The sequence below is a fragment of the Vibrio sp. 10N.222.55.C6 genome (assembly GCF_041473395.1).
In the GTDB taxonomy this organism is placed as follows: domain Bacteria; phylum Pseudomonadota; class Gammaproteobacteria; order Enterobacterales; family Vibrionaceae; genus Vibrio; species Vibrio crassostreae_C.
The window spans coordinates 111140-131182 of record NZ_JBFRSD010000013.1; the positions used below are offsets into that span (position 1 = coordinate 111140).

The 20043-nt window shown below is 43.7% G+C and carries 16 protein-coding genes; 8 read left to right on the forward strand and 8 right to left on the reverse strand.

Annotated features, from left to right (window positions below):
* Positions 1-104: 104 nt before the first annotated feature.
* The 3 genes from AB4486_RS11155 to mrdA all read left to right on the forward strand — a co-directional run bounded on the left by AB4486_RS11155 (position 105) and on the right by mrdA (position 6063).
* On the forward strand, positions 105-2012 hold the full coding sequence (locus tag AB4486_RS11155) for a GGDEF and EAL domain-containing protein (protein WP_102333628.1): 1908 nt from the start codon (positions 105-107) through the stop codon (positions 2010-2012).
* A gap of 120 nt (positions 2013-2132) precedes the next feature.
* Complete coding sequence (locus tag AB4486_RS11160; protein WP_017060076.1) at positions 2133-3788, forward strand: ABC-ATPase domain-containing protein; 1656 nt, start codon at positions 2133-2135, stop codon at positions 3786-3788.
* 376 nt (positions 3789-4164) lie between these two features.
* Positions 4165-6063: a penicillin-binding protein 2 gene (mrdA, locus tag AB4486_RS11165; protein WP_136981853.1), complete on the forward strand. Its 1899-nt coding sequence runs from the start codon at positions 4165-4167 to the stop codon at positions 6061-6063.
* A 145-nt stretch (positions 6064-6208) separates the two neighbouring features.
* On the opposite strand, the gene AB4486_RS11170 is transcribed toward mrdA, so the two are convergent.
* Together AB4486_RS11170 and AB4486_RS11175 are read right to left on the reverse strand one after the other, a co-directional pair.
* Entirely contained in the window at positions 6209-6829 is a 621-nt protein-coding gene (locus AB4486_RS11170; protein ID WP_029235236.1) for a DNA-J related domain-containing protein, read from the reverse strand.
* 575 nt (positions 6830-7404) lie between these two features.
* Positions 7405-8244: an isopenicillin N synthase family oxygenase gene (locus tag AB4486_RS11175; RefSeq protein ID WP_017060073.1), complete on the reverse strand. Its 840-nt coding sequence runs from the start codon at positions 8242-8244 to the stop codon at positions 7405-7407.
* A gap of 199 nt (positions 8245-8443) precedes the next feature.
* On the opposite strand from AB4486_RS11175, the gene AB4486_RS11180 reads away from it, so the two are divergent.
* Positions 8444-9052, forward strand: a complete 609-nt coding sequence (locus tag AB4486_RS11180) for a DUF2238 domain-containing protein (protein WP_017064602.1) — start codon at positions 8444-8446, stop codon at positions 9050-9052.
* Positions 9053-9177: 125 nt separating this feature from the next.
* Here AB4486_RS11180 and AB4486_RS11185 read toward each other — a convergent pair whose 3' ends face one another.
* The 5 genes from AB4486_RS11185 to AB4486_RS11205 form a co-directional block, all read right to left on the reverse strand.
* Positions 9178-9429: a hypothetical protein gene (locus AB4486_RS11185; protein ID WP_017060071.1), complete on the reverse strand. Its 252-nt coding sequence runs from the start codon at positions 9427-9429 to the stop codon at positions 9178-9180.
* A 21-nt stretch (positions 9430-9450) separates the two neighbouring features.
* On the reverse strand, positions 9451-10356 hold the full coding sequence (locus AB4486_RS11190) for a DMT family transporter (protein WP_372117184.1): 906 nt from the start codon (positions 10354-10356) through the stop codon (positions 9451-9453).
* Positions 10357-10404: 48 nt separating this feature from the next.
* Positions 10405-12096, reverse strand: a complete 1692-nt coding sequence (locus AB4486_RS11195) for an SgrR family transcriptional regulator (protein ID WP_017069657.1) — start codon at positions 12094-12096, stop codon at positions 10405-10407.
* A 154-nt stretch (positions 12097-12250) separates the two neighbouring features.
* On the reverse strand, positions 12251-12484 hold the full coding sequence (locus AB4486_RS11200; RefSeq protein ID WP_017064605.1) for a DUF3389 domain-containing protein: 234 nt from the start codon (positions 12482-12484) through the stop codon (positions 12251-12253).
* 95 nt (positions 12485-12579) lie between these two features.
* Positions 12580-13005, reverse strand: coding sequence for a hotdog fold thioesterase (locus tag AB4486_RS11205; protein ID WP_017060067.1), 426 nt, complete (start codon positions 13003-13005; stop codon positions 12580-12582).
* A 140-nt stretch (positions 13006-13145) separates the two neighbouring features.
* On the opposite strand from AB4486_RS11205, the gene AB4486_RS11210 reads away from it, so the two are divergent.
* Positions 13146-13934, forward strand: coding sequence for a M48 family metallopeptidase (locus AB4486_RS11210; RefSeq protein WP_102320824.1), 789 nt, complete (start codon positions 13146-13148; stop codon positions 13932-13934).
* Positions 13935-14070: 136 nt separating this feature from the next.
* Here AB4486_RS11210 and AB4486_RS11215 read toward each other — a convergent pair whose 3' ends face one another.
* Complete coding sequence (locus tag AB4486_RS11215; protein WP_372117186.1) at positions 14071-15153, reverse strand: site-2 protease family protein; 1083 nt, start codon at positions 15151-15153, stop codon at positions 14071-14073.
* Between the two features lie 358 nt (positions 15154-15511).
* On the opposite strand from AB4486_RS11215, the gene AB4486_RS11220 reads away from it, so the two are divergent.
* The 3 genes from AB4486_RS11220 to AB4486_RS11230 all read left to right on the forward strand — a co-directional run bounded on the left by AB4486_RS11220 (position 15512) and on the right by AB4486_RS11230 (position 20010).
* Positions 15512-16771, forward strand: a complete 1260-nt coding sequence (locus tag AB4486_RS11220) for an outer membrane protein transport protein (RefSeq protein WP_372117188.1) — start codon at positions 15512-15514, stop codon at positions 16769-16771.
* Positions 16772-16784: 13 nt separating this feature from the next.
* Positions 16785-19229, forward strand: a complete 2445-nt coding sequence (locus tag AB4486_RS11225) for a VolA/Pla-1 family phospholipase (protein ID WP_372117189.1) — start codon at positions 16785-16787, stop codon at positions 19227-19229.
* Positions 19230-19452: 223 nt separating this feature from the next.
* Positions 19453-20010, forward strand: coding sequence for a PhnA domain-containing protein (locus AB4486_RS11230; RefSeq protein WP_017060062.1), 558 nt, complete (start codon positions 19453-19455; stop codon positions 20008-20010).
* Positions 20011-20043 lie beyond the last annotated feature (33 nt).

Consider the following 20043-nt stretch of genomic DNA (forward strand, 5'->3'; position numbering starts at 1 on the left):
AACATTTCTTATACTTATTAAACGTAAGGTTCATAGTTTTCTTTGGTTCATCATAATTAACACAGGATGTGTTGATGCATTTAGCATAATTGACTCGGAGTCATATGAAGAAGATAAAAACAGTAGACTTAGATATCCCAGACGATATGGTGTCTGGTTGGCAAAATATTGTCGACCTCTTGGCTCAAATCACTCAAGTGCCCGCCGCACTGATCATGCGTGTTCACGCCAATTATATTGAAGTATTCTCGACCAGCCGAAATGAAAATAACCCTTACAACAAAGGTGATTCTGAAACCCTAGGCAATGGGCTTTACTGTGAGACGGTGATGGATTCCCAGCAGCAACTTGTGGTACCCAATGCGCTTGCCGATGTTGATTGGGAAAACAACCCCGACACGAAGCTTGGCTTAATCTCTTATTGTGGCATTCCGCTGCTTTGGCCGAATGGTGAATTATTTGGCACTATCTGCATTTTAGACTCGAAAGAAAACCACTACACCCCCACCTATATCAAGCTTTTACAGAGCTTTCGCACCTCGATTGAATCTCAGCTTAAAACCCTATTCCAACACGCCAAGCTTACCCAAATGAATCGCGACCTAAAAAACCGCGTTTACAATCGCACTAAAGATCTCGCGAGCCTTAATTACTCGTTGAATCAAGAAATTGATAAACGAAAAGCGGCTGAACAGAAGATTAACTTCCAAAAGAATCACGACCTCGGCACCGGCTTTTTAAACCGAAACGCATTTGAATCTCGCTTAAACCACAAGCTACTGTCACAGAGAAGGCTGACAGACAGCTCATTTGCAGTCGTTCATATTGGTTTTACCAACGGTAGACGCATACAAGCACGCTACGGCTATAACGCGTTAGACCAAGTGCTTGTTGAATACCGAAAACGCATCGACTGTATTTCTGATATCGATGTGTTAACTGCACGCCCTACTTCGGTTGACCTCGTATTGGCGTTTAGCGTTAAAGATTTACACCATCGCCTTGAAGAACTTTGCCAGACGCTCGTTAAAGTTGGTCATTCAGAATTCGACATCGAAAGTGACAAAGTGCATTTGCACGCGTTTATTGGGATTGCAATTACGAACGACGAAGATGACGCGGAAAGCATTCTGCAGAAATCTTCTGAAGCGATGTTAGCCTGCAAAGATTCAGGACAAAAGTTCGCTTACTACTCTCAATCCCATACCGAAGAACAAACTCACATTAATAAGATCGAAGGCTATTTGCTTCAAGCCGTTCGTAATGATGACCTTATGCTCTACTTTCAACCCAAAGTTAGCCCGTTGACGCATCGCTGGGTCGGTGCTGAAGCTTTGCTTCGTTGGCGACATCCTGTTTTGGGTGATATCTCTAACGAAACCCTGATCCACATGGCTGAACAAAACGGTTTGATTTTCGAAGTGGGCAGCTTTGTTTTACGCAATGCGATTGAAAAAGCCAAAGAGTGGTCCGAATACGTTGAAGATTTCAAGATGGCTGTGAATGTGTCTGCAATTCAACTCAAGAACGTACACTTTGCGGAACAAGTGGTTCACCTACTCGAAACCTATCATTTAGAGCCTCGTTTCTTAGAACTTGAAGTTACGGAGAGTGGACTGATAGCAGATGAAGTGGTTGCCAAGAATACCTTGGGATCTTTGCACGATATTGGCGTTACATTGTCACTAGATGACTTCGGTACGGGCTACGCCTCCTTCAGTTATCTGAAGAAGTTCCCATTCGACACCATTAAGATTGATAAGAGCTTTATCGACCAAATGCTCAACTCACACGAAGACTCGGAAATTGTTCGTTCTATTGTCCAAATTGCCAAAAAGCTCGACTTAAAAGTGACGATTGAAGGCATAGAAACGGAGGTTCAGGAGCAATTTATTATTAATGAAGGCTGCGATGTGGGCCAAGGTTACCTTTACGGAAGACCAATGCCGAGCCAAGAATTCGAACACAGCTTAATCAATCAAAACTATTTGGGGACAACTCGTTACGCTTAAAGCGAAAAAGAGCAGTTAGTTTTGGATTTAGGCCTACTTTCTCTTTACTCTAAAGGTGGTGATTTTTATAATCGCCGCCTTTCTGTTTTTATCTTTCCCCTTATATAGGCATTCCTCGTTATGGATCAGTTGACTGCAAAGCTTAAAAAGCTCGAAAAACAAAACTACCGTGCATATCAACAAATTAAAGGTCAATACGACTTTGCTGATTTTGAATTACACATCGACCACATCCAAGGTGACCCATACGCGTCAGCTTCTCGTTTTCGTGCAACGCGCGCGTGGTCTTTGACCGGGTTAGATTGGCTGAAAGAAAAATCTTACGAATACCAAGTAGCCGCTCGTGACTTTATCGCACGTAGCTTCTCTGAGTTCGCGAAACAAGAGTCGACCGTTTCTATCGCGCTGACGGGTCAAACCGTTTTAGACAACACAGCTGTTGTATTCACAGACCACGGCATCGAAATTCGTTTCCGTATTAATTTACCAGCTGATGGTCGTAGCATTCTTGCTAAGAAAGCGAACAACATCATCACTTTCTACTTACCGAAGTTTATTCGTCGCGCGACGCTTGAGCGTGAGTTAAACATCGATGCAATGATCAAACATTGTGAAACGATTGAAGACCAAGAAGCGCTGCGTGCTCAATTGGATGAAAACAACCTAGCCGCTTTCGTTGCAAACGGCAGTGTGTTACCTCGTATCGCGGGTAACTGCGACCTTCCAATGAAAGACGCGGTACCTTTCGCGGCTCCAGAATCATTGAGTGTTACGTTAAATACTCCAAACCAAGGTGACGTGACCGGCCTAGGCATTCCAAAAGGCATTACGCTGATCGTTGGTGGTGGTTTCCATGGTAAATCGACACTGTTGAACGCCGTTGAACGTTCTATCTACAACCATATTCCTGGTGACGGTCGCGAAGGCATTGTAACTGCGATTGATACGATGAAGATCCGCGCTGAAGATGGTCGATGTGTGCACAGCTTGAACCTGTCAAACTACATCAACCATTTACCAATGCAGAAAGACACATCTGACTTCAGCACACAAGATGCGTCAGGTTCTACGTCTCAAGCGGCTTGGTTACAAGAATCGATTGAAGCCGGCGTTCAAACTCTACTTATCGATGAAGATACGTCAGCGACTAACTTCATGATTCGTGACGAGCGTATGCAAGCGCTAGTGTCAAAAGGCGATGAGCCAATCACACCACTTGTCGACCGCATTGGTCAGCTTCGTGAAGAGATGGATATCTCTACCATTGTTGTAATGGGTGGCTCTGGTGATTACCTAGATGTCGCGAACACTGTGATTCAAATGCACGACTACCAAGCGGTAGATGTGACTGAAAAAGCAAAAGATGTGATTGCTCAGCACCCTACTCAGCGTACTAACGAATGTGAAACTGCTTTAGAAACGTTTGTACCGCGTTCATTGAACCGTGCTTCACTGATGAACATTCTGACTGACGGTAAATTCCGTGTTAATGCTAAAGGCAAAGAGTCACTGCGTTTTGGTAAAGAGTTTGCAGACCTTTCTGCGCTTGAGCAATTAGAATCACCGTCTGAAGTGAATGCGATCGGTTGGGCTTGGTTCCAATTCGCACAAACTCCAGGTTGGTCAAACAACCCTGCTAAAGAGTTTAACGCTATTTTAGAAAACGAATGGCACGCTAACATGCCTAACTACGGTGACCTAGCGAAACCAAGAACGTTAGATGTGATGGCTGCTCTGAACCGTATGCGTAAATCTCAGTTCAAGCCTTCGAACTGATTTCGTTAAATATCGGATTTATTGTGCTTCTAGGTTTTTGAAGTTTTAATCTTCTAATTTACTAAAGCTTCTAAGCCACTAAATAAGCAAATTAACCTTCTACGGCTCTCATTCTGAGGGCCGTAAATTTATCTAACCTCTTTTGACCTAACCTCTAGTGTCGTCAAAACTCTTGAACTTTATGAATTCATAAAACCAATCTTTACATCAATTACTTATCATCTTTTATAATGAGAAAATTAAAGGCACTGTTTACCGCCATCTAATGCTGTCGATCCCTCAAAACATGACACAGCTTTTACAAAACCCTAGTGATATTCAGATAAAGTCCCGATTCGACAAGTGTAACCAAATGTAACAGACCCTTGAGGCTTCAATGAATCATAAACGCGTTAAGATGCGTGACCATAAAATCGAAGTGAACCTATTCAAAAACCGCGTAATCGTCGCGTTTTGTGGGATCTTGATGTTCACTCTTGTCTTAGTCGGCAATCTATACCGACTTCAAGTTGAAAATTTTAAAAGCTATCAAACTCGTGCCGATGGCAACAGAATCAAAGTATTACCTATCGCCCCTACTCGTGGACTTATTTACGACCGTAACGGCGTGTTGCTTGCAGAGAACAAGCTTGTCTTTGATCTGACGATGATTCCAGAGCAAACCGATGATGTCGATGCAATGCTCGCCAAGCTAGACAAATATGTCCCCCGTGATGCAGAGCAGATCGCTCGTTTCAAAAAACGCTATCACAACACCCGCCGTTTTAAATCTGTGACTATTCTAGAGAACTTAACGGAGGAAGAGATCGCCAAGTTCTCCGTGCACCAGTACCAGTTCCCCGGCTTATCTATCGATACCAGCTTAAAGCGTTTTTACCCGAATGGTGAGGTGCTTACCCATGTTCTTGGTTACGTGGCGCACATCAATGATAGCGATCTCAGAAAGCTTGAAGAACAAGGGATAGAAGCGAATTATCAAGCTACAACAATCATAGGAAAACTGGGTGTTGAACGTTATTACGAAGATATTCTGCACGGCACCAAAGGTTATCAAGAAGTCGAAGTAAACAGCCGTGGGCGAATAGTCCGAACCATTGAGTACGTGCCGCCAGTAGCTGGTAAAGATATCGTGTTAAATATTGACCTTGAGCTGCAAAAATACGTCTTTGAGCAACTTGATCACCGAACTGGAAGCGCGGTTATTCTCGATCCGAAAGACAACAGCGTGTTGGCGATGGCATCAAGCCCGAGTTACGACCCTAACCTATTTGTCGACGGCATTTCGAGTAAGAACTACCAACGTTTATTGAATGATCCGGCTCACCCGTTGGTTAACCGCACCACTCTAGGCGTTTATCCTCCTGCCTCAACCGTTAAACCATTTATGGCTGTGGCAGGACTGCAAGAACATGTCATCTCTGAAGATACCATCCGTAACGACCATGGCGTTTGGAGAATTCCTGGCTCTAAACGAAACTCCAAATCGTGGCGTGACTGGAAACGTTGGGGTCACGGACCTGTCGATGTCACTCAAGCCATTGAAGAGTCGGTAGATTCATTCTTCTATCAAACCGCTTTCGATTTGGGTATTGACCGAATTTCAAGTTGGATGAACCGATTTGGATTTGGTGAACCGACAGGCATTGATATCTATGAAGAAAGTACCGCCAACATGCCGACTCGAGAATGGAAGATGATGCGTTATCGCACCCCTTGGTATCAGGGTGACACAGTTCCGATTGGTATTGGCCAAGGTTATTGGACATCGACACCTATGCAACTTGCTAAAGCAACGTCAGTATTGGTTAATCATGGTAAGGTGATGCCACCTCATATCTTAAGAGCCACCTTAGATCATGGTGAAGATTTCAGTACACAACAACTTGTCGAACCGGAGCCAATGCCCTCAATCACCGAAGTACCGGATAGAATTTGGGATGTGCCAATCAATGCGATGCGACTCGTAAACCACGGTAATCGAGGCAGCGGCAGACGTGCATTTAAGGGAACTGAATACACGAGCGGCGGTAAATCAGGAACTGCACAAGTCTTTGATCTTGCGAAAGACCAGGTCTACAACTCGAAGAAACTCGCTAGACACTTGCTTGACCATGCGCTTTACACGGCTTTCGCACCGTATGAACACCCTGAATATGTCGCAACTGTGGTCATTGAACACGGTAACGGCGGTTCAAAAGTCGGTGCGCCTTATATCCGTAAAGTACTCGACTATGCCTTTGAACATAAAAGTGGCGAGAGCAAAGATCACTCCTAACACCAATAACTTAAGTCGCTACAGCACATAACGTAGTTACCCAAAACATAACGTAATGACGACAAAGCCCCACTTGTATCACTCACAATGTGGGGCTTTCCGTTTTAGGGTTCTGAGCAATTAGACAGCTAGAAATGCCTCTCGATTATGAGCTTCTTAATACATGCCATGCTTCACAGAGCGTCTGAAATTTTGCGGTGTTGCCTTCGTCTCTGTCCGGATGCCATCTCAATGCCAGTTGTCGCCAACGTTTTCTAATTTCATGGTGTGTCGCGCCTAAAGGTAACTCAAACAGGTTCAATGCTCGACTTCGATCCATATCGAGTTCATCACCACCCACATACTTTCTATACCGAGTCCAAAATTCGTTCAACAGCCTTTTGACTTCACCTTCATCCGCTTCATAGTTAACCCAATTAATGTAGTATTCTCGAAGTGGGTCTTGATGATCGATGCTGTGACTGCTTCCGTGATAACGACCATTCATCAATTCGATGTCCATCGCTTGGACTTGGAGCCAACCATCTGGGTGTAAGGTTTCTTGAAGCTGATAAAGCGCATTCATGATAAGGAAGTTCTTTTTAAACAACTCTTTCTCAGGCACAGCATCCAACACTGGCACAAACCCAAGATCGTTCAGATGAGCTGCCAATGTGTGTACTTTCCATCCGCTTGGCTTTTGCTTAAGCACTTCCATTATCGGCCAAAGCAATGGGTTTTCCATATGGCAATGAAAGTTTGCTCTCACATCTTGATAATTCGACATAGTTGACTCAGTTAGCTTCTCTGAATTAATGGATTTCTAGAACTGTGGATACTATAAGTAACCTGTTTCGCATCCGTTGCGTATCTTCTTTAATTGAAAGCGATTTTCTAAGATTTGTCGAGCTTAAGGACAAACAACTTTCTAACGTTTGGCTTAAAGGCACCTTTTATCGTCAAAACTGAGTACCATTTCGTTGAATACAACCATTAGGGCGTGTTGACCTTTCGCGGTTAAATTTTGTTCGAGATAAAAGCGTTTTAATCGCGGCGAGGGAGAAGTAGCCTAGTCATTCTAAGCAAATCTCCCTCAACAAAGAGTAAAACGCTTTTAGCCGAACCCTTCGGGCAGCGTTTGCTGGTCATTTCTACTACGTTATCGGCTTCTCATGTAGGCTAGCTACACATCGATGCCTCTGCCTTGTATAAATACCCAGCAACTCGCTGCAAAAATCAGCTCGAAAGATCAACACGCCCTAGTAATAAAGCCGCAATTCTTTGGTACGGATACAAAAAAGGTCAGCGACTTAGCTGACCTTTCACATCTATCCCAATTTTAGGGACGAAGCATTGAACTGACTAGATAACGCCAAGCTCTCTTAGACGTTCCATTAGGTATTCGTTTGCTGTGTACTTTTCAGATAGCACTACTTCTGGTTTCGGGTGAAGGAATAGAGGCAAAGAGATACGAGACTTCTCTTGGCGTTCACCTGATGGGTTGATTACACGGTGAGTTGTCGATGGGAAGTAACCACCAGATGCTTCTTGAAGCATGTCACCGATGTTGATGATCATGTTACCGAAGTCACATGGAACATCTAGCCACTCGTCATTTTGAGCTTTAACTTGAAGGCCCGGCTCGCTTGCAGCAGGAAGAACCGTCAGTAAGTTGATGTCTTCGTGTGCCGCAGCGCGGATTGCACCTGGCTCTTCATCACCTTGCATTGGTGGGTAGTGAAGAACACGAAGCAGAGTCTGTTCACTGCCGTTGATCATTTCTGATAACGCAATAGAGAATTTCTCTTGTACTTCTTTAGGAGCATGAGCTTCAACCCAACCTAGCAGCTCTTGAGCAAAAGCATTCGCACGTTGGTAGTAATCTAGAATCTGTTCTTTCAGCTGCTCAGGGATTTGACCCCATGGGTATACGTGAAAGTACTCTTTGATGTCTTTTACAGTGTGGCCCTTAGCAACTTCAGACACTGAAGGTGGAAAATATCCATCTTGTGTTTCAACATTAAAGTGGAAGTTCTCTTTCTCTTCAGAGATGAAGAATTGGTACCAGTTTTCGTAAATTGACTCAACAAGCTCTTTCGGGATTGGGTGGTTCTTAAGAACACCAAAACCAGTTTCACGTAGAGAGCGAACAAATTGTTCTGCTGCGTCGTCAGCAAGGTAATCGACAGTTTCCAGTTTCATGACTTTCTTTCTTGTTATGTAGTAATAGAGCGATTTTAAGGATCGCTTTGTTGTAAATCAAACTTTTGTGAAACTCTCGCAACCGTTTGTCTAGATACTGGGCGATAACGCCGGTTTTCAACAAATATGGTGATTAGAGCACAATTGAACACTGTTCATTATTGTGTAACTATACATGAAACTAATACAGGATCTGATGATGACAATTACGCCACTTGCTCAAAATAGACCATTACTGTCATTGACGACGCTGTATCTGATTGTGTTTCTATTTTCAGCGTTTGCTCCCTCTTCAAGAGCGGTATGGATTGCCGAAATTGTCCCAGCGCTTGCGATATTGGTGGGAATCTGGTGGTTATCAACAAAGCTCACCTTCACTAAGACAGCTTACGTTTTGATGTTTATCTGGCTGATTTTGCATACGATAGGCGCAAAATATACCTTCGCGGAAGTGCCATTTGATTGGTTCAATAACATGATAGGTTCAGAACGGAATAACTTTGACCGTGTCGCGCATTTCTCTATTGGCCTTTATGCTTACCCACTCGCTGAGTACTTGATTCGTAAAAAACTGGCTCAACCGGTGCTGGCATGTTTCTTTGCGCTATTTGCGATTATGAGTGTTGCTGCAGGTTATGAAATTATCGAGTGGTGGTACGCGGAGATCGCAGGTGGTGATGAAGGTATCGCATTCCTTGGTTCACAAGGCGATATTTGGGATGCACAGAAAGATATGCTGTGTGACACCACGGGCGCAATTGTCTCGCTATTACTTCTTAAGCTTCAAGGGCGTGTCAATGCTTACTAAGCTCAATTATTTACACTGAGTATCAAAAGCAACGTTGAAATGCCACACACAAACCGTGCTGTGGCATTTTTAGTTTCAGCATTGTTTGCTCGTTTTAATATGACTGGTCGTTTCATCGTGACAGGTTATTTCATCGTTACCTTGCCACCAACAAACTTGTAGGCTGGCGTACCTCGAACCAAAGTGTCTCGCGCAAATTCAATCCCGCATTCAGGGCACACACATGGTTTTGTCGTGAAATCTTCAACGATACGCTCCTTAAAACATTTCACGAGTGCACCTTTGCCACCTTTCCGATACTTAAAAAGCTGCGTTTTACATTTGGCACAGAAAATCTGAACCGTCTTGGTCGGTTGTTTCTTGTTTGGTTTAGCCATAGAAGTTAATGATTGAACTCTTTATTTCTTAAGTTTAGGGGCGACAAGAACCAAGCTTATCCCTAGAAGTATAACGGTTGATGAGACTATAAATTGCATGGTGACAGGTTCAGATAAAAGTAATACACCACCAAGTGTCGCGATAACTGGAACAGAAAGCTGTGCAATAGACGCCACCACGGTATTCAGCTTTTTCACCACGTAATACCACAAACTATAACCCACACCAGAAGCCACAGAGCCCGATATAACCGCGTAAATCAAACCTTGTTCAGTGATAGACACTTGCGTTAACGCATTAGGAATCAAAACTAACAAGCTTAATGCCAAAAGGATAACTAGCGAACTGAATCCAAAGTTAGCGGTGGTCGATTGCAGTGCGTTTGACGATGTCTTTCCTGCCAATGTGTAAATGCCCCACCCAACTCCGGCCAGAGACATCAAGATAATAGAAACTAAGTCGGGTGCTTGAGTCGATTCCGTTGGCATTAACAAATAAACAAGCCCTGCCACAGATAACAAACACCCGCCCCACTCAATGAGCGACATTCTGTTTCCAGAAAACAGGTGCGCGGCAATCATCGTAAATTGCACTGCGACAAACAACACCAGAGCACCAAGACCTGCGCCGAGCTCTAAGTAAGCAAACGAGAAACCAAACATATACACGAGCAGTGACAGTATTGACGTGAATTGAAACTGTGATTTTAGCCTTGTGTATAGCGATGTGTTGTTTGTTAACACACGTCTAGCTTTAGATTGGGAAGACAAAGTTAATAAAATCAGAAGCGTAAGCGCACCAGATAAGATGCGAACGATCGAAAAGCTCAAAGGATCGATCGTTTGATCCATTAAGGCCCAGCGACACAAAACTGAATTCGCAGCAAATGCCACCAGCGTAATAAATGTAACCATCAGAGTTTGCATCGTTTTTCCTAAATGAGTTATTTGGTCCTAACTGAGTTTTCTTGGATTTCAATCAACGTCAGGCTTCACCCAGACTTGGCTAAAGTCGAACCAACCTAATGCATTACATTTCGCGTTTTGCAACGTACCACATTGATCTTTATTAACGCCTAACCAGCAATGGAACATCGGGATCAATTGATTGCTTTGGACCAGTTGTTTACCTAACTGTCGTGCTGGGAATTGCTCGAATTCACCAGAACGCCAACGGTCAATCATGTGACACCATTGGTCGAAGTCCTCTGCCGGGCTAGATTCATCAAGAAAACTGTAGTCCATTAACCAGCCAGCCAAGGCGTCGTCTCTGTTATTGGCGATGCCCATAGGGTTAATCCAAACATCAACATCATCGGCGTGCGGAGGATCGGTTTCGTAACCGTAAAGATCAACATCGACGTTGTATTGCTTCAGCACCGTGACAATCGCCTTTGCAAGCGTTGGGAACATTGGGTGTTGGCATTGATACGCTAATCTTATGGTAGGCTTCGAATCTGCTGGTGGACAAACGGGCACTTTTAACTTTATGTCATACCAACCGGGTTTTATCCCATAAGCGTGTAACACGCCCAAATCGATAACAGTCTCTTTTGGAATATGAACAAACAGATCCGCCGCATTCAACGCGTTAGATAAAAACTGTGCCCATGCGGGATCTTGTGCAATACCCTTCTTTCTATTGAGCAGTAAATACGTGCAGCCAGGATCGAGTTCTACTTCATCGCTATCGCCACGGTCGGCCATAACAGGCTTAGATAGGCTTGGGTAAACCATTGAAGAATAAGCCTCATCCACCACCCAAACTTCAACGCGATCAATTAACGGTCTGAAACCAAAGTACCCATTGAAAGCGGTTAACACGAGTTGTTTCTCGTCGTTCTTTTCAATGCGATAAGGTCCCGTTCCAATCGGTCGAATATCGTAGTCTTCACCACGTAAAGTGATCGGTAATGTGACTTTAGCGACCGATTCCGTTAGTGCGAGGGGAAAATACTTGTCTGGGCGTGTGAGAAAAACATCTACTACACAATTTGCAGGTGAAGAGACATCTTTGATATGCGAAAACATGTTGAGAGGTTCGAGTGCAAGCAGTGTATCCACAACATGATTGGTTAACAGAGGTTCCCCGTTATGGAAACGAACACCGGGTCTCAAGAAGAATCGCCATTGGTAATCGCTGATTTTTTGCCATGAATGAGCAAGATCGGGTTGAAGTTGGTCATTCTCATCTAGACGAGTCAACCCACTGAATACCTGACAAGCGATATGTTGCTCTGAACGACGCATCGATTTGGTTGGGTTAAGCATTGAAAGCGGCCGGTAATAAGGCAAACGAATAACTTGTTCGCCTTCTTGATACTGTACGCCCAAGTAGTTTTGAATAACTTGCGTGAGTTTGGCAGCATTGTGATCAAGCACTGACAGCGCCTGTCCAATTTTGCCTTCTTGTAAATAGCGTCTTGCTAGGTTCTCGCTGACATCACAACGATTCTGTTTAAAGATAAGTTGAGATAACTTCCCTCGACCAGCTGCAGGTAACCATTCTACCCACCCTTCTTCTTCAAGCTTGTTGAGTACCATTCGGGCATTACGACGGGTACAACAAAGCACATCCGTGATGTCGTCGAGTTGAACATCAGAATCTTTACCATCGAAGTATTCAAACAGGGTTTCAAATTGAACGCGAAGTCTTGGGCTGCTCATAAAGAGGAAAACTTATTCAAAGGACATTGAATTCAGTTTCCCTATTTTATGGCGTAAAATCAATATTACGGACACGATTTTATTGTGAATTATTGAGTACGACATCCTAAGGTGTTATTCAATTTGAAGGGTTAAGTGCTTTTACAGTAAAGGATTACATCACATCGCAGCCAATTTCATTGGCGATTTCACGGAGCTGCTGTTCATCGTCTAGTTTTATCGACCATTTACACTCAGAACCGTTGGCTGAAATGACATTTGCCCCTTTTCCAATCAGTTGAATTGCGTCAACTTGAGCTTGCAAAGTGACTCTATGCTCACCATCTAAACGAACAACCAACTCATGTGCGGTTGCGATGACTTTTCCACTTTTAAACGTTATGACCATGGGCTTCTCGGGTTACTTCTTTAAATACGAATTGCTTGTTCTAAGTACTGATTACTTCTTCTAAAGACAAAACCAGCGTACGACTGCCTAGTCTGTTATCTTTTATGTTTCTTCACGGCAATAGTTAAGCGGCTGGTACAAACTAAGCGTTGACGATCATCAGTGATATTGATCTGCCATACTTGAGTAGAGACGCCCAAGTGAATAGGCTCAGCAGTACCGATGACGTGTCCTTCACGCATTGACCTTACGTGGTTCGCATTGATATCGAGCCCAACGCAATAATAGCCTTCTGGTACGCAGAAGTTTGCAGCCAATGAGCCAAGCGTTTCTGCTAGCACAACCGATGCGCCGCCATGAAGCATACCCAGTGGTTGGTGCGTAAAATGACAAACCGGCATGGTTGCCACCAAAGAGTTGTCATTTACTTCGGTGTAAACAATGTTGAGGTGTTCAATTAAGGTATTTTTTGAGGTCGCGTTGAAGGTATCTAGGTCAACGGGCTTTTTCCAAATACTCATGTGGGTTCCTTAATTATTGATCTTGTTATCGCGTGCATAGCTTTTTTCTATATTACTGGCTGTTAGTTATCTTACAGCCCTTAGTTATTACGCAAGTTGATGTTAACATGCATAAAAACCGAATACACAGAGGATATTGTATGACGTCATGGATGAAGTTTGCCTCGCTTCTCACACTTGCAGGCCTAACCGCGTGTAGCGCTTCTCCGACAGGCAGAAACCAATTGCTGCTTTTTTCAGATAAAGACATGTCTCAGCTTGGAGCACAGTCTTTTGAACAAATGAAAAAAGAACAACCCATCAGCAAAGATGCCAAAACTAACGCTTATGTACAGTGCGTAGCGAACAGCATCACTCAATATATTCCTAAACAAGGTTTTAGTGAATGGGAAGTTGTTGTGTTTGATAGTGATCAAGTGAACGCATTCGCCCTACCTGGCGGAAAAATCGGTGTATACACAGGGTTACTCAATGTTGCAGTAAACCAAGACCAACTCGCGACGGTTATCGGTCACGAAGTGGCACACGTTCTTGCAGACCACAGTAATGAGCGCCTTTCTCAGTCTCAAATCGCTAATACGGGCTTATCTATTACTAACGTTGCGTTAGGTGCATCAGAATACAAACAGTATCAAGGTATGACGATGGCCGCGTTAGGGTTAGGCGTTCAATATGGCGTTATTCTACCGTATGGGCGAACTCAAGAGTCTGAAGCCGATGTTGTTGGTTTAGAGTATATGGCTCAAGCAGGTTTCGATCCAAACCAAAGTGTCAACTTGTGGCAAAACATGGCGAAAGCATCAGGGGGTAATCAACCGCCAGAGTTGCTTTCTACGCACCCTTCCCACAGTACGCGTATTAAAGATCTACAAGCAACGATAAAAACGCTTCCTCAATCAGGTTCACCAAGACCAAATTGCAAAGCGTAATCTAAGTAAGAATCGCCTAGCTGGTGTAAATACAAAATGCCCTATCCATATTGGTTAGGGCATTTTCAGTTTCTTGCTTGCTAACAGTTCAAGTGCACTAAGCAGCTGGATAATTCCAACAACAGAAACTCACTCGTTAAGTACCAAGAATTTGTAATGGTAGGCTTAATAGCTGATCACCAGTAGATGCAAAATACCAGATAACACCAATCAAACTGCTCACTAAACCTACATACCAAACGAACGACACGACTTGCCCGTATTTGTCTAACGGTAACAAGTGACTGTGATGACGTCCTTTCCATTCAAACAGTATTTCAACACTGCCCATGATCAATAAGAAACCAAACAGGGTTAAATTCAACTGATAACTCAATACCACACCAGCAACGGCAGCCGCGACACAAAGTACAATGCCAAGCACACTGTTCATCGAGAAACTGATACTTTTAAGAACATGTCCGCCATCGAGAGGCAAAATCGGCAATAGATTGAACAGGTTTAATAGAGCATTAAATACTGCAAGGCCGGCAAAGAACATTTCGCCAGTCGCCCAATACAGCACCATAAATACTAACGACAATATCAGGCCGAACAATGGCCCCATGATTGAGATAACCACATCTTGCCAACGCGTATTAATCTTTTCATCGGATAACGCCAAGCCACCAAGAAATGGCATCAAATAGATCCCTTTGGTTTTCATGCCGAAGTATTTCATCGCTCTAATATGACCGTACTCATGGAACATTAAACAGGCGATTAAGGCCAAAGCGAACTGAATTGAAAACAACCATGAATAGGCCGCTAAACTCGCAGAAGCAAGTACGACCTTGATTAGCTTGGCGCTTTTAAGCGCTTTCATACCAAGCGACACCAACCCAATTAAGCTAAAACGCTTCTCTGGTTTAGGAGCGACAACAGGAGTTTGTTGTTCAATATCTTTGGTGTTTCGATTGCCTTCGGTAATGGTTTGCCCATTCACCGACGCTTTATACGTCATCTCAAACGGTTGCCACTGAACGGTCGATTCAACGTGACACTGCAACGTTTCTTCGCCAGCGCGTAGTGTAAATTCGTGTTTTCGGGCGTCTTCTTGGTCTGTGGTCGCATCTAATTGAGATACCAAAGTGTTATCCCAATACAACTGTTGCCACCCTGCCATTGATCCTTCTAAACGAAGCGGTTTTCCAAGAAACTCTATCGCGAGTAATTCCAAACTTAAAATTCCAATTTAATGACTTCTAACGAGTGTCGATATTATGCCGATTTAGCGAATGGTGGTAAACAGAAACAAAGTTGTTACATATTGAGCTATTGAACACTATTTATACCGCAACGATGCATAAACACTCTGGTCACACCTCCAACCACGAATAAATTATTGATTATACTTATATTATCGATGTTAAAGTGCCGCCCCTTTAAAACATAACCTCACAAAATAACAACTCTTTCTTTGACTTTATATAAAACATGAATTTAACATGCCATTTACATTAGAGCTTCAACACCAAAAATGCTCAGTGTGTTTTCAAACCATAATAACGAAATTCGATGCCCTAGGAGGGTCAAGGATGAAAACAATACAACGCTCTCTCGTTTCACTTTCAGTACTATTTGCATGTAACTCACTTGCGGCTGGTTTCCAAGTTGCTGAGCATTCTGCCTCAGGTCTTGGTCGTGCCTTTTCAGGTGAAGGTGCAGTAGCTGATAACGCGAGTGTACTAGCGAGAAACCCCGCCGCAATGACCCTATTTGATACAGCCCAATTTTCAGGCGCGGTTTCTATCGTTGATCCAGAAGTGGATATTACTCAAAACAATGTTCCAGGTTCTGGCGGACAAAGCCAAGTATCTAAAGACGTAGCGCCATTGCAAGTCGTCCCTGCCGCATACTACATCAGCCCTATTAACGATAAATGGGCTTGGGGCATTGGTATGTTTTCTAACTACGGCGTTGCTACCGATTACCCAGACGATATTTATGCGGGTGATCTTGCAGGTGATACTTCACTAGTGTCAGTGAACTTAAACCCCAATGTGGCGTATCGAGTTAACGACCAGTTTAGTGTTGGTGCGGGTGCGAACCTTGTTTACGCCGAGGCTGAACTAAATCGTCATCAAGGCTCTATTTCGAACATCACTGGAGATCCTGCCTCAACAAAACTGATCAGTATGACAGGTGAAACATTTGCATTTGGTTGGAACGTGGGCGCGTTATATGAACTGAATGAAAACAACCGATTCTCTATCGCTTATCGTTCAGAGGTAGACCTCGACTTTGATGACGGTGACTTTACTGATTACACGGGCAGCATCGTGGAAGGCAGTGCTACGACAACAACAGGACGTCTAAAAATCACGTTGCCTTCGATTATTGAAATTTCAGCTTTCCACCAATTGAACGACCAATGGGCAATTCACTACGGGTGGCAACAAACTGGGTGGAGTAGCTTCAAAGAGCTTAAAGCGACAAGTTCAGATTGTGTAAGTGGCGAGTGTTTTAAAAAGACCGAAGACTACGACGACAATAACCGTTACTCACTGGGTGCAACTTATCAGTTAAACCAAGAATGGACCTTAAGAGCTGGTTTAGCTTATGACGAGCAAGCTGGTGAAGCGACGTTGAGTATTCCTGATAGCGACCGTTTCTGGTACAGCGCAGGTTTAACTTACCAGTACAGCCCTAACCTTTCCTTCGATGCTGGTTTTGCCCTTGTACAAAGTAAAGATGGTGACTTCAAAGAAACCAATGAACTAGGGCAAGAACTTGAATTCTCTGGTGATGCAGTCGCTTACCTATCTGCAATTCAAATGAACTACACCTTCAACTAAACGGAATTAAAACATGAAAAAGTTATTTAATGTTTCGCTGCTCGCTTCAGCAATGTTTCTTGCTGGTTGTGGTGATGACTCTTCGAGTTCAGGTGCGTCAACAGCGATTCAATATGAGCAATACATTCAAGATTCACTCGGACAAGCGACGAGCATCAAGTTTCAATTAACGGGTGCTGATATTGCAGTTCCTCTTCCTAGTTTCGCGTTGATGGATGCTAGCGACGGTACACTTGGCTTGCCGACTGGCGGTGATGACTCATTAACCAACCCTATCGCAGCAATGAATACAATGGATGGCTGGTCAACTTCAATGCCAATTATCATGGACTTTGAAGGTACTGGCTTAGCTGACGGTGTAGCTACTGGTGGGGTTTACCTATTAAAACTTAGCGGCTCACTCACATCTGAAACTGCACCTAGTGTCGCTGGAATATTGACTTTAGGCGTTGATTTCAACGTTCTATCTAGTGCCTCAACTGACACCTTCACAATTGTGTTCAATGATTCCTTAGATGCTTCAAGTGAATACGTGTTGGCGCTGTCAAATGAACTCACGGATATTAATGGTGATCCTGTTGGCATGTCGGCAAGTTATGCTGCACTGAAATCTAGTGCGGTAACGTACACCGAAGGTAGCCTAGCTCAAGCACAACAAGTCACTCAAGGTGTTGAAAAGATCTTTGCTGGAGCGACGGCTGCAGGTGCTATTAACCTTGATACTGAAAACATCATTTATTCGACGTGGTTTACGACTGAGTCTATAGGTGATTCCCTTTTCGCTACCAAAGCGGCAACAGCTACAGGGTTGGCTGCAGCAAACCTCAATAGCGTTTGGGCAGGTAGCGCAAACCCTAACTCTGTTGACTTGTCGACAGCTTATGCGATGCAGTTTGGAACGTCAGAACCTTTCAAAGATGCACTTAGCGGTGACACTGATTTTGATAAGTATATTGGTGGTGGCGACGCGACTAAGATTACAAAAGCAAAAGTAGCCATCGAGACGATGTATGATGCTTCAGGTGCTAACGTCAATGTTAGCCAAGGGTTCGTTCAACTTCCTCATTACTTAGAGAAAGGCAGTAATGAATGGAACTCTCAACCTTTTGAATCGGGCATGCCGAGCCTTGCCAAAGTTTCAAATGCTTTAAGCGATAGCGCAGAACAAGCCAATATGGCTGCTCAATTAGTTGCTGCTGGTATCGACACCAGTGTCTTAGCGACAAGCCAAACAGAACAACTTAAACTGGTAGGTTTGAACCTTACACTAGCTGATGGCTCTTCGCTTGATAGCGAAAGAGTTATTACGAAATACTCTCCTGTTCCTCAAGTTAAGTCATTAGAAAATGTAGAGTTCTTGTTATTTACTAAGAGTGGGGCAACACCAAAAAACGTTGTTATCTATCAACATGGTATTACCTCTGCTAAAGAGAATGCTTATGCGTTTGCTTATAACTTAGTGGGCGATGATACAGCGGTTCTAGCAATAGATTTACCAATCCACGGTACACGTAGTCTAGATGATACACGCTCAGCAAATGCAAACGTCTTAGCTTATTTAAACCTAACTAACTTGCCAGTAGCGCGCGATAACGTTCGACAAAGTGCGTTAGATGTAATGGGCTTGAGAGCTTCGTTAACCGCTTCTTTGCAAGCTGGTTTACTTGCTAGTTCACCTTTGAGTGCATTTAATCTAAATACAGGTTCACAGGTTAAATTTTTAGGTCACTCTTTGGGCGGTATTGTTGGAACGACAGCTGTTGCTGCCTCTAACCGTACGTTAGGTAGTCCAACGGCTGATGCTCTGTATTCGTTTAGTTCGGCAGCTTTTGAAAACTCTGGCGGTCAAATATCTAACCTTCTACTCGGTTCTACGGAGTTTGGTCCTCAGGTTAAACACAATGTTGCGTTGAGCGCTTCAACGGAATACGCGACTTTCGCAAGTGCGACCTGTTCCAATCTATCAGACAAAATCTGCTATGAAACGTTTGAAAGCAATGCAACCACAGCACAATTAGCAGTGATGACGGCAGCATTTCAGCAATTCGCGTATGCAGCTCAAACCGTGTTAGATACCATAGACCCGTTCACTAACGCTGTCCACCTGTTAAGCTCTGGTTCACCTGTACTACCTATTTATATTGGGCAAGTTCAAGGCGATGATACAGTACCTAACTCTGTAGCAAGCGCTCCATTCGCGGGAACAACACCGTTGGCAACCAAGCTTAACCTAACTGTTGTTGATTCAAGTAGTGCGACACCTAGCAGTGCCGGAACTAACGAATTTGTGAAATTTAACAATGTTGCAGCGCACAGTACCTTTGTTATCCCACAAGATGATACAACACGATTACCTTTAGATTCCGCTCACCATGCAGAAATGCAGGCACAAGCAAAAGATTTCTTGGTAAACAACAAATTGAGTACAGTGTCCAACGCAGCCTCTGTATTGGAATAATAACGAGCTCTAAATGAAACCAAATGCCAGCCTAACCGCTGGCATTTTTGTCTCTGTCGTTCGAACAAGTCCCCTAGTTAACCGTTTGCATAAAACTTTAAAACACAAATGGTTGATCTCAGTTAAAATTAATCAAGACAGAATACCGTACGACCTCTTTCTTTATTGTAAATAAAGTGGATAATAGCCCCGTAATTTAATACCTAATAAATGTGAGTCCATTATGTCTTCTGAAGCTACTATGCTAGAACGCTGCCAATCTAAATGTGAACTATGTGGTTCTGATTCTTCTCTTACTGCATACGCAGTGCCGCCACACAGCCACGTAACAGTGGATCACGGCATCATGGTATGTGACAAATGTCTTGGTGAGATTGACGATCCTAAAGATATCAACCACTGGCGTTGTCTGACTGACAGCATGTGGAGCCAGGAAGCGCCAGTTCAAGTAACGGCATGGCGTCAACTTACTCGTCTGAACACAGAAAGCTGGGCTCAGGACGCGCTAGACATGATGTACCTTGAAGAAGAAACATCAGTTTGGGCACAAATCGGCATGTCTGCTGATGACAAGCCTCTTGATGTGAATGGCGTTGAACTTAAGAAAGGTGACGACGTAACAGTAATCAAAGACCTGCCAATCAAAGGTACTAACCAAGTGATTAAGCAAGGTACTGTTATTCGTGGTATCAGCGTTGGTGACGATCCTAAGCTTGTTTCTGGTAAAACAAACGGCGGTCAATCAATGTACGTAATCGCTGAGTTCTGCCGTAAGAAGTAATCTTACTGTAAGAAAGTGATAGAAAACGAAAAG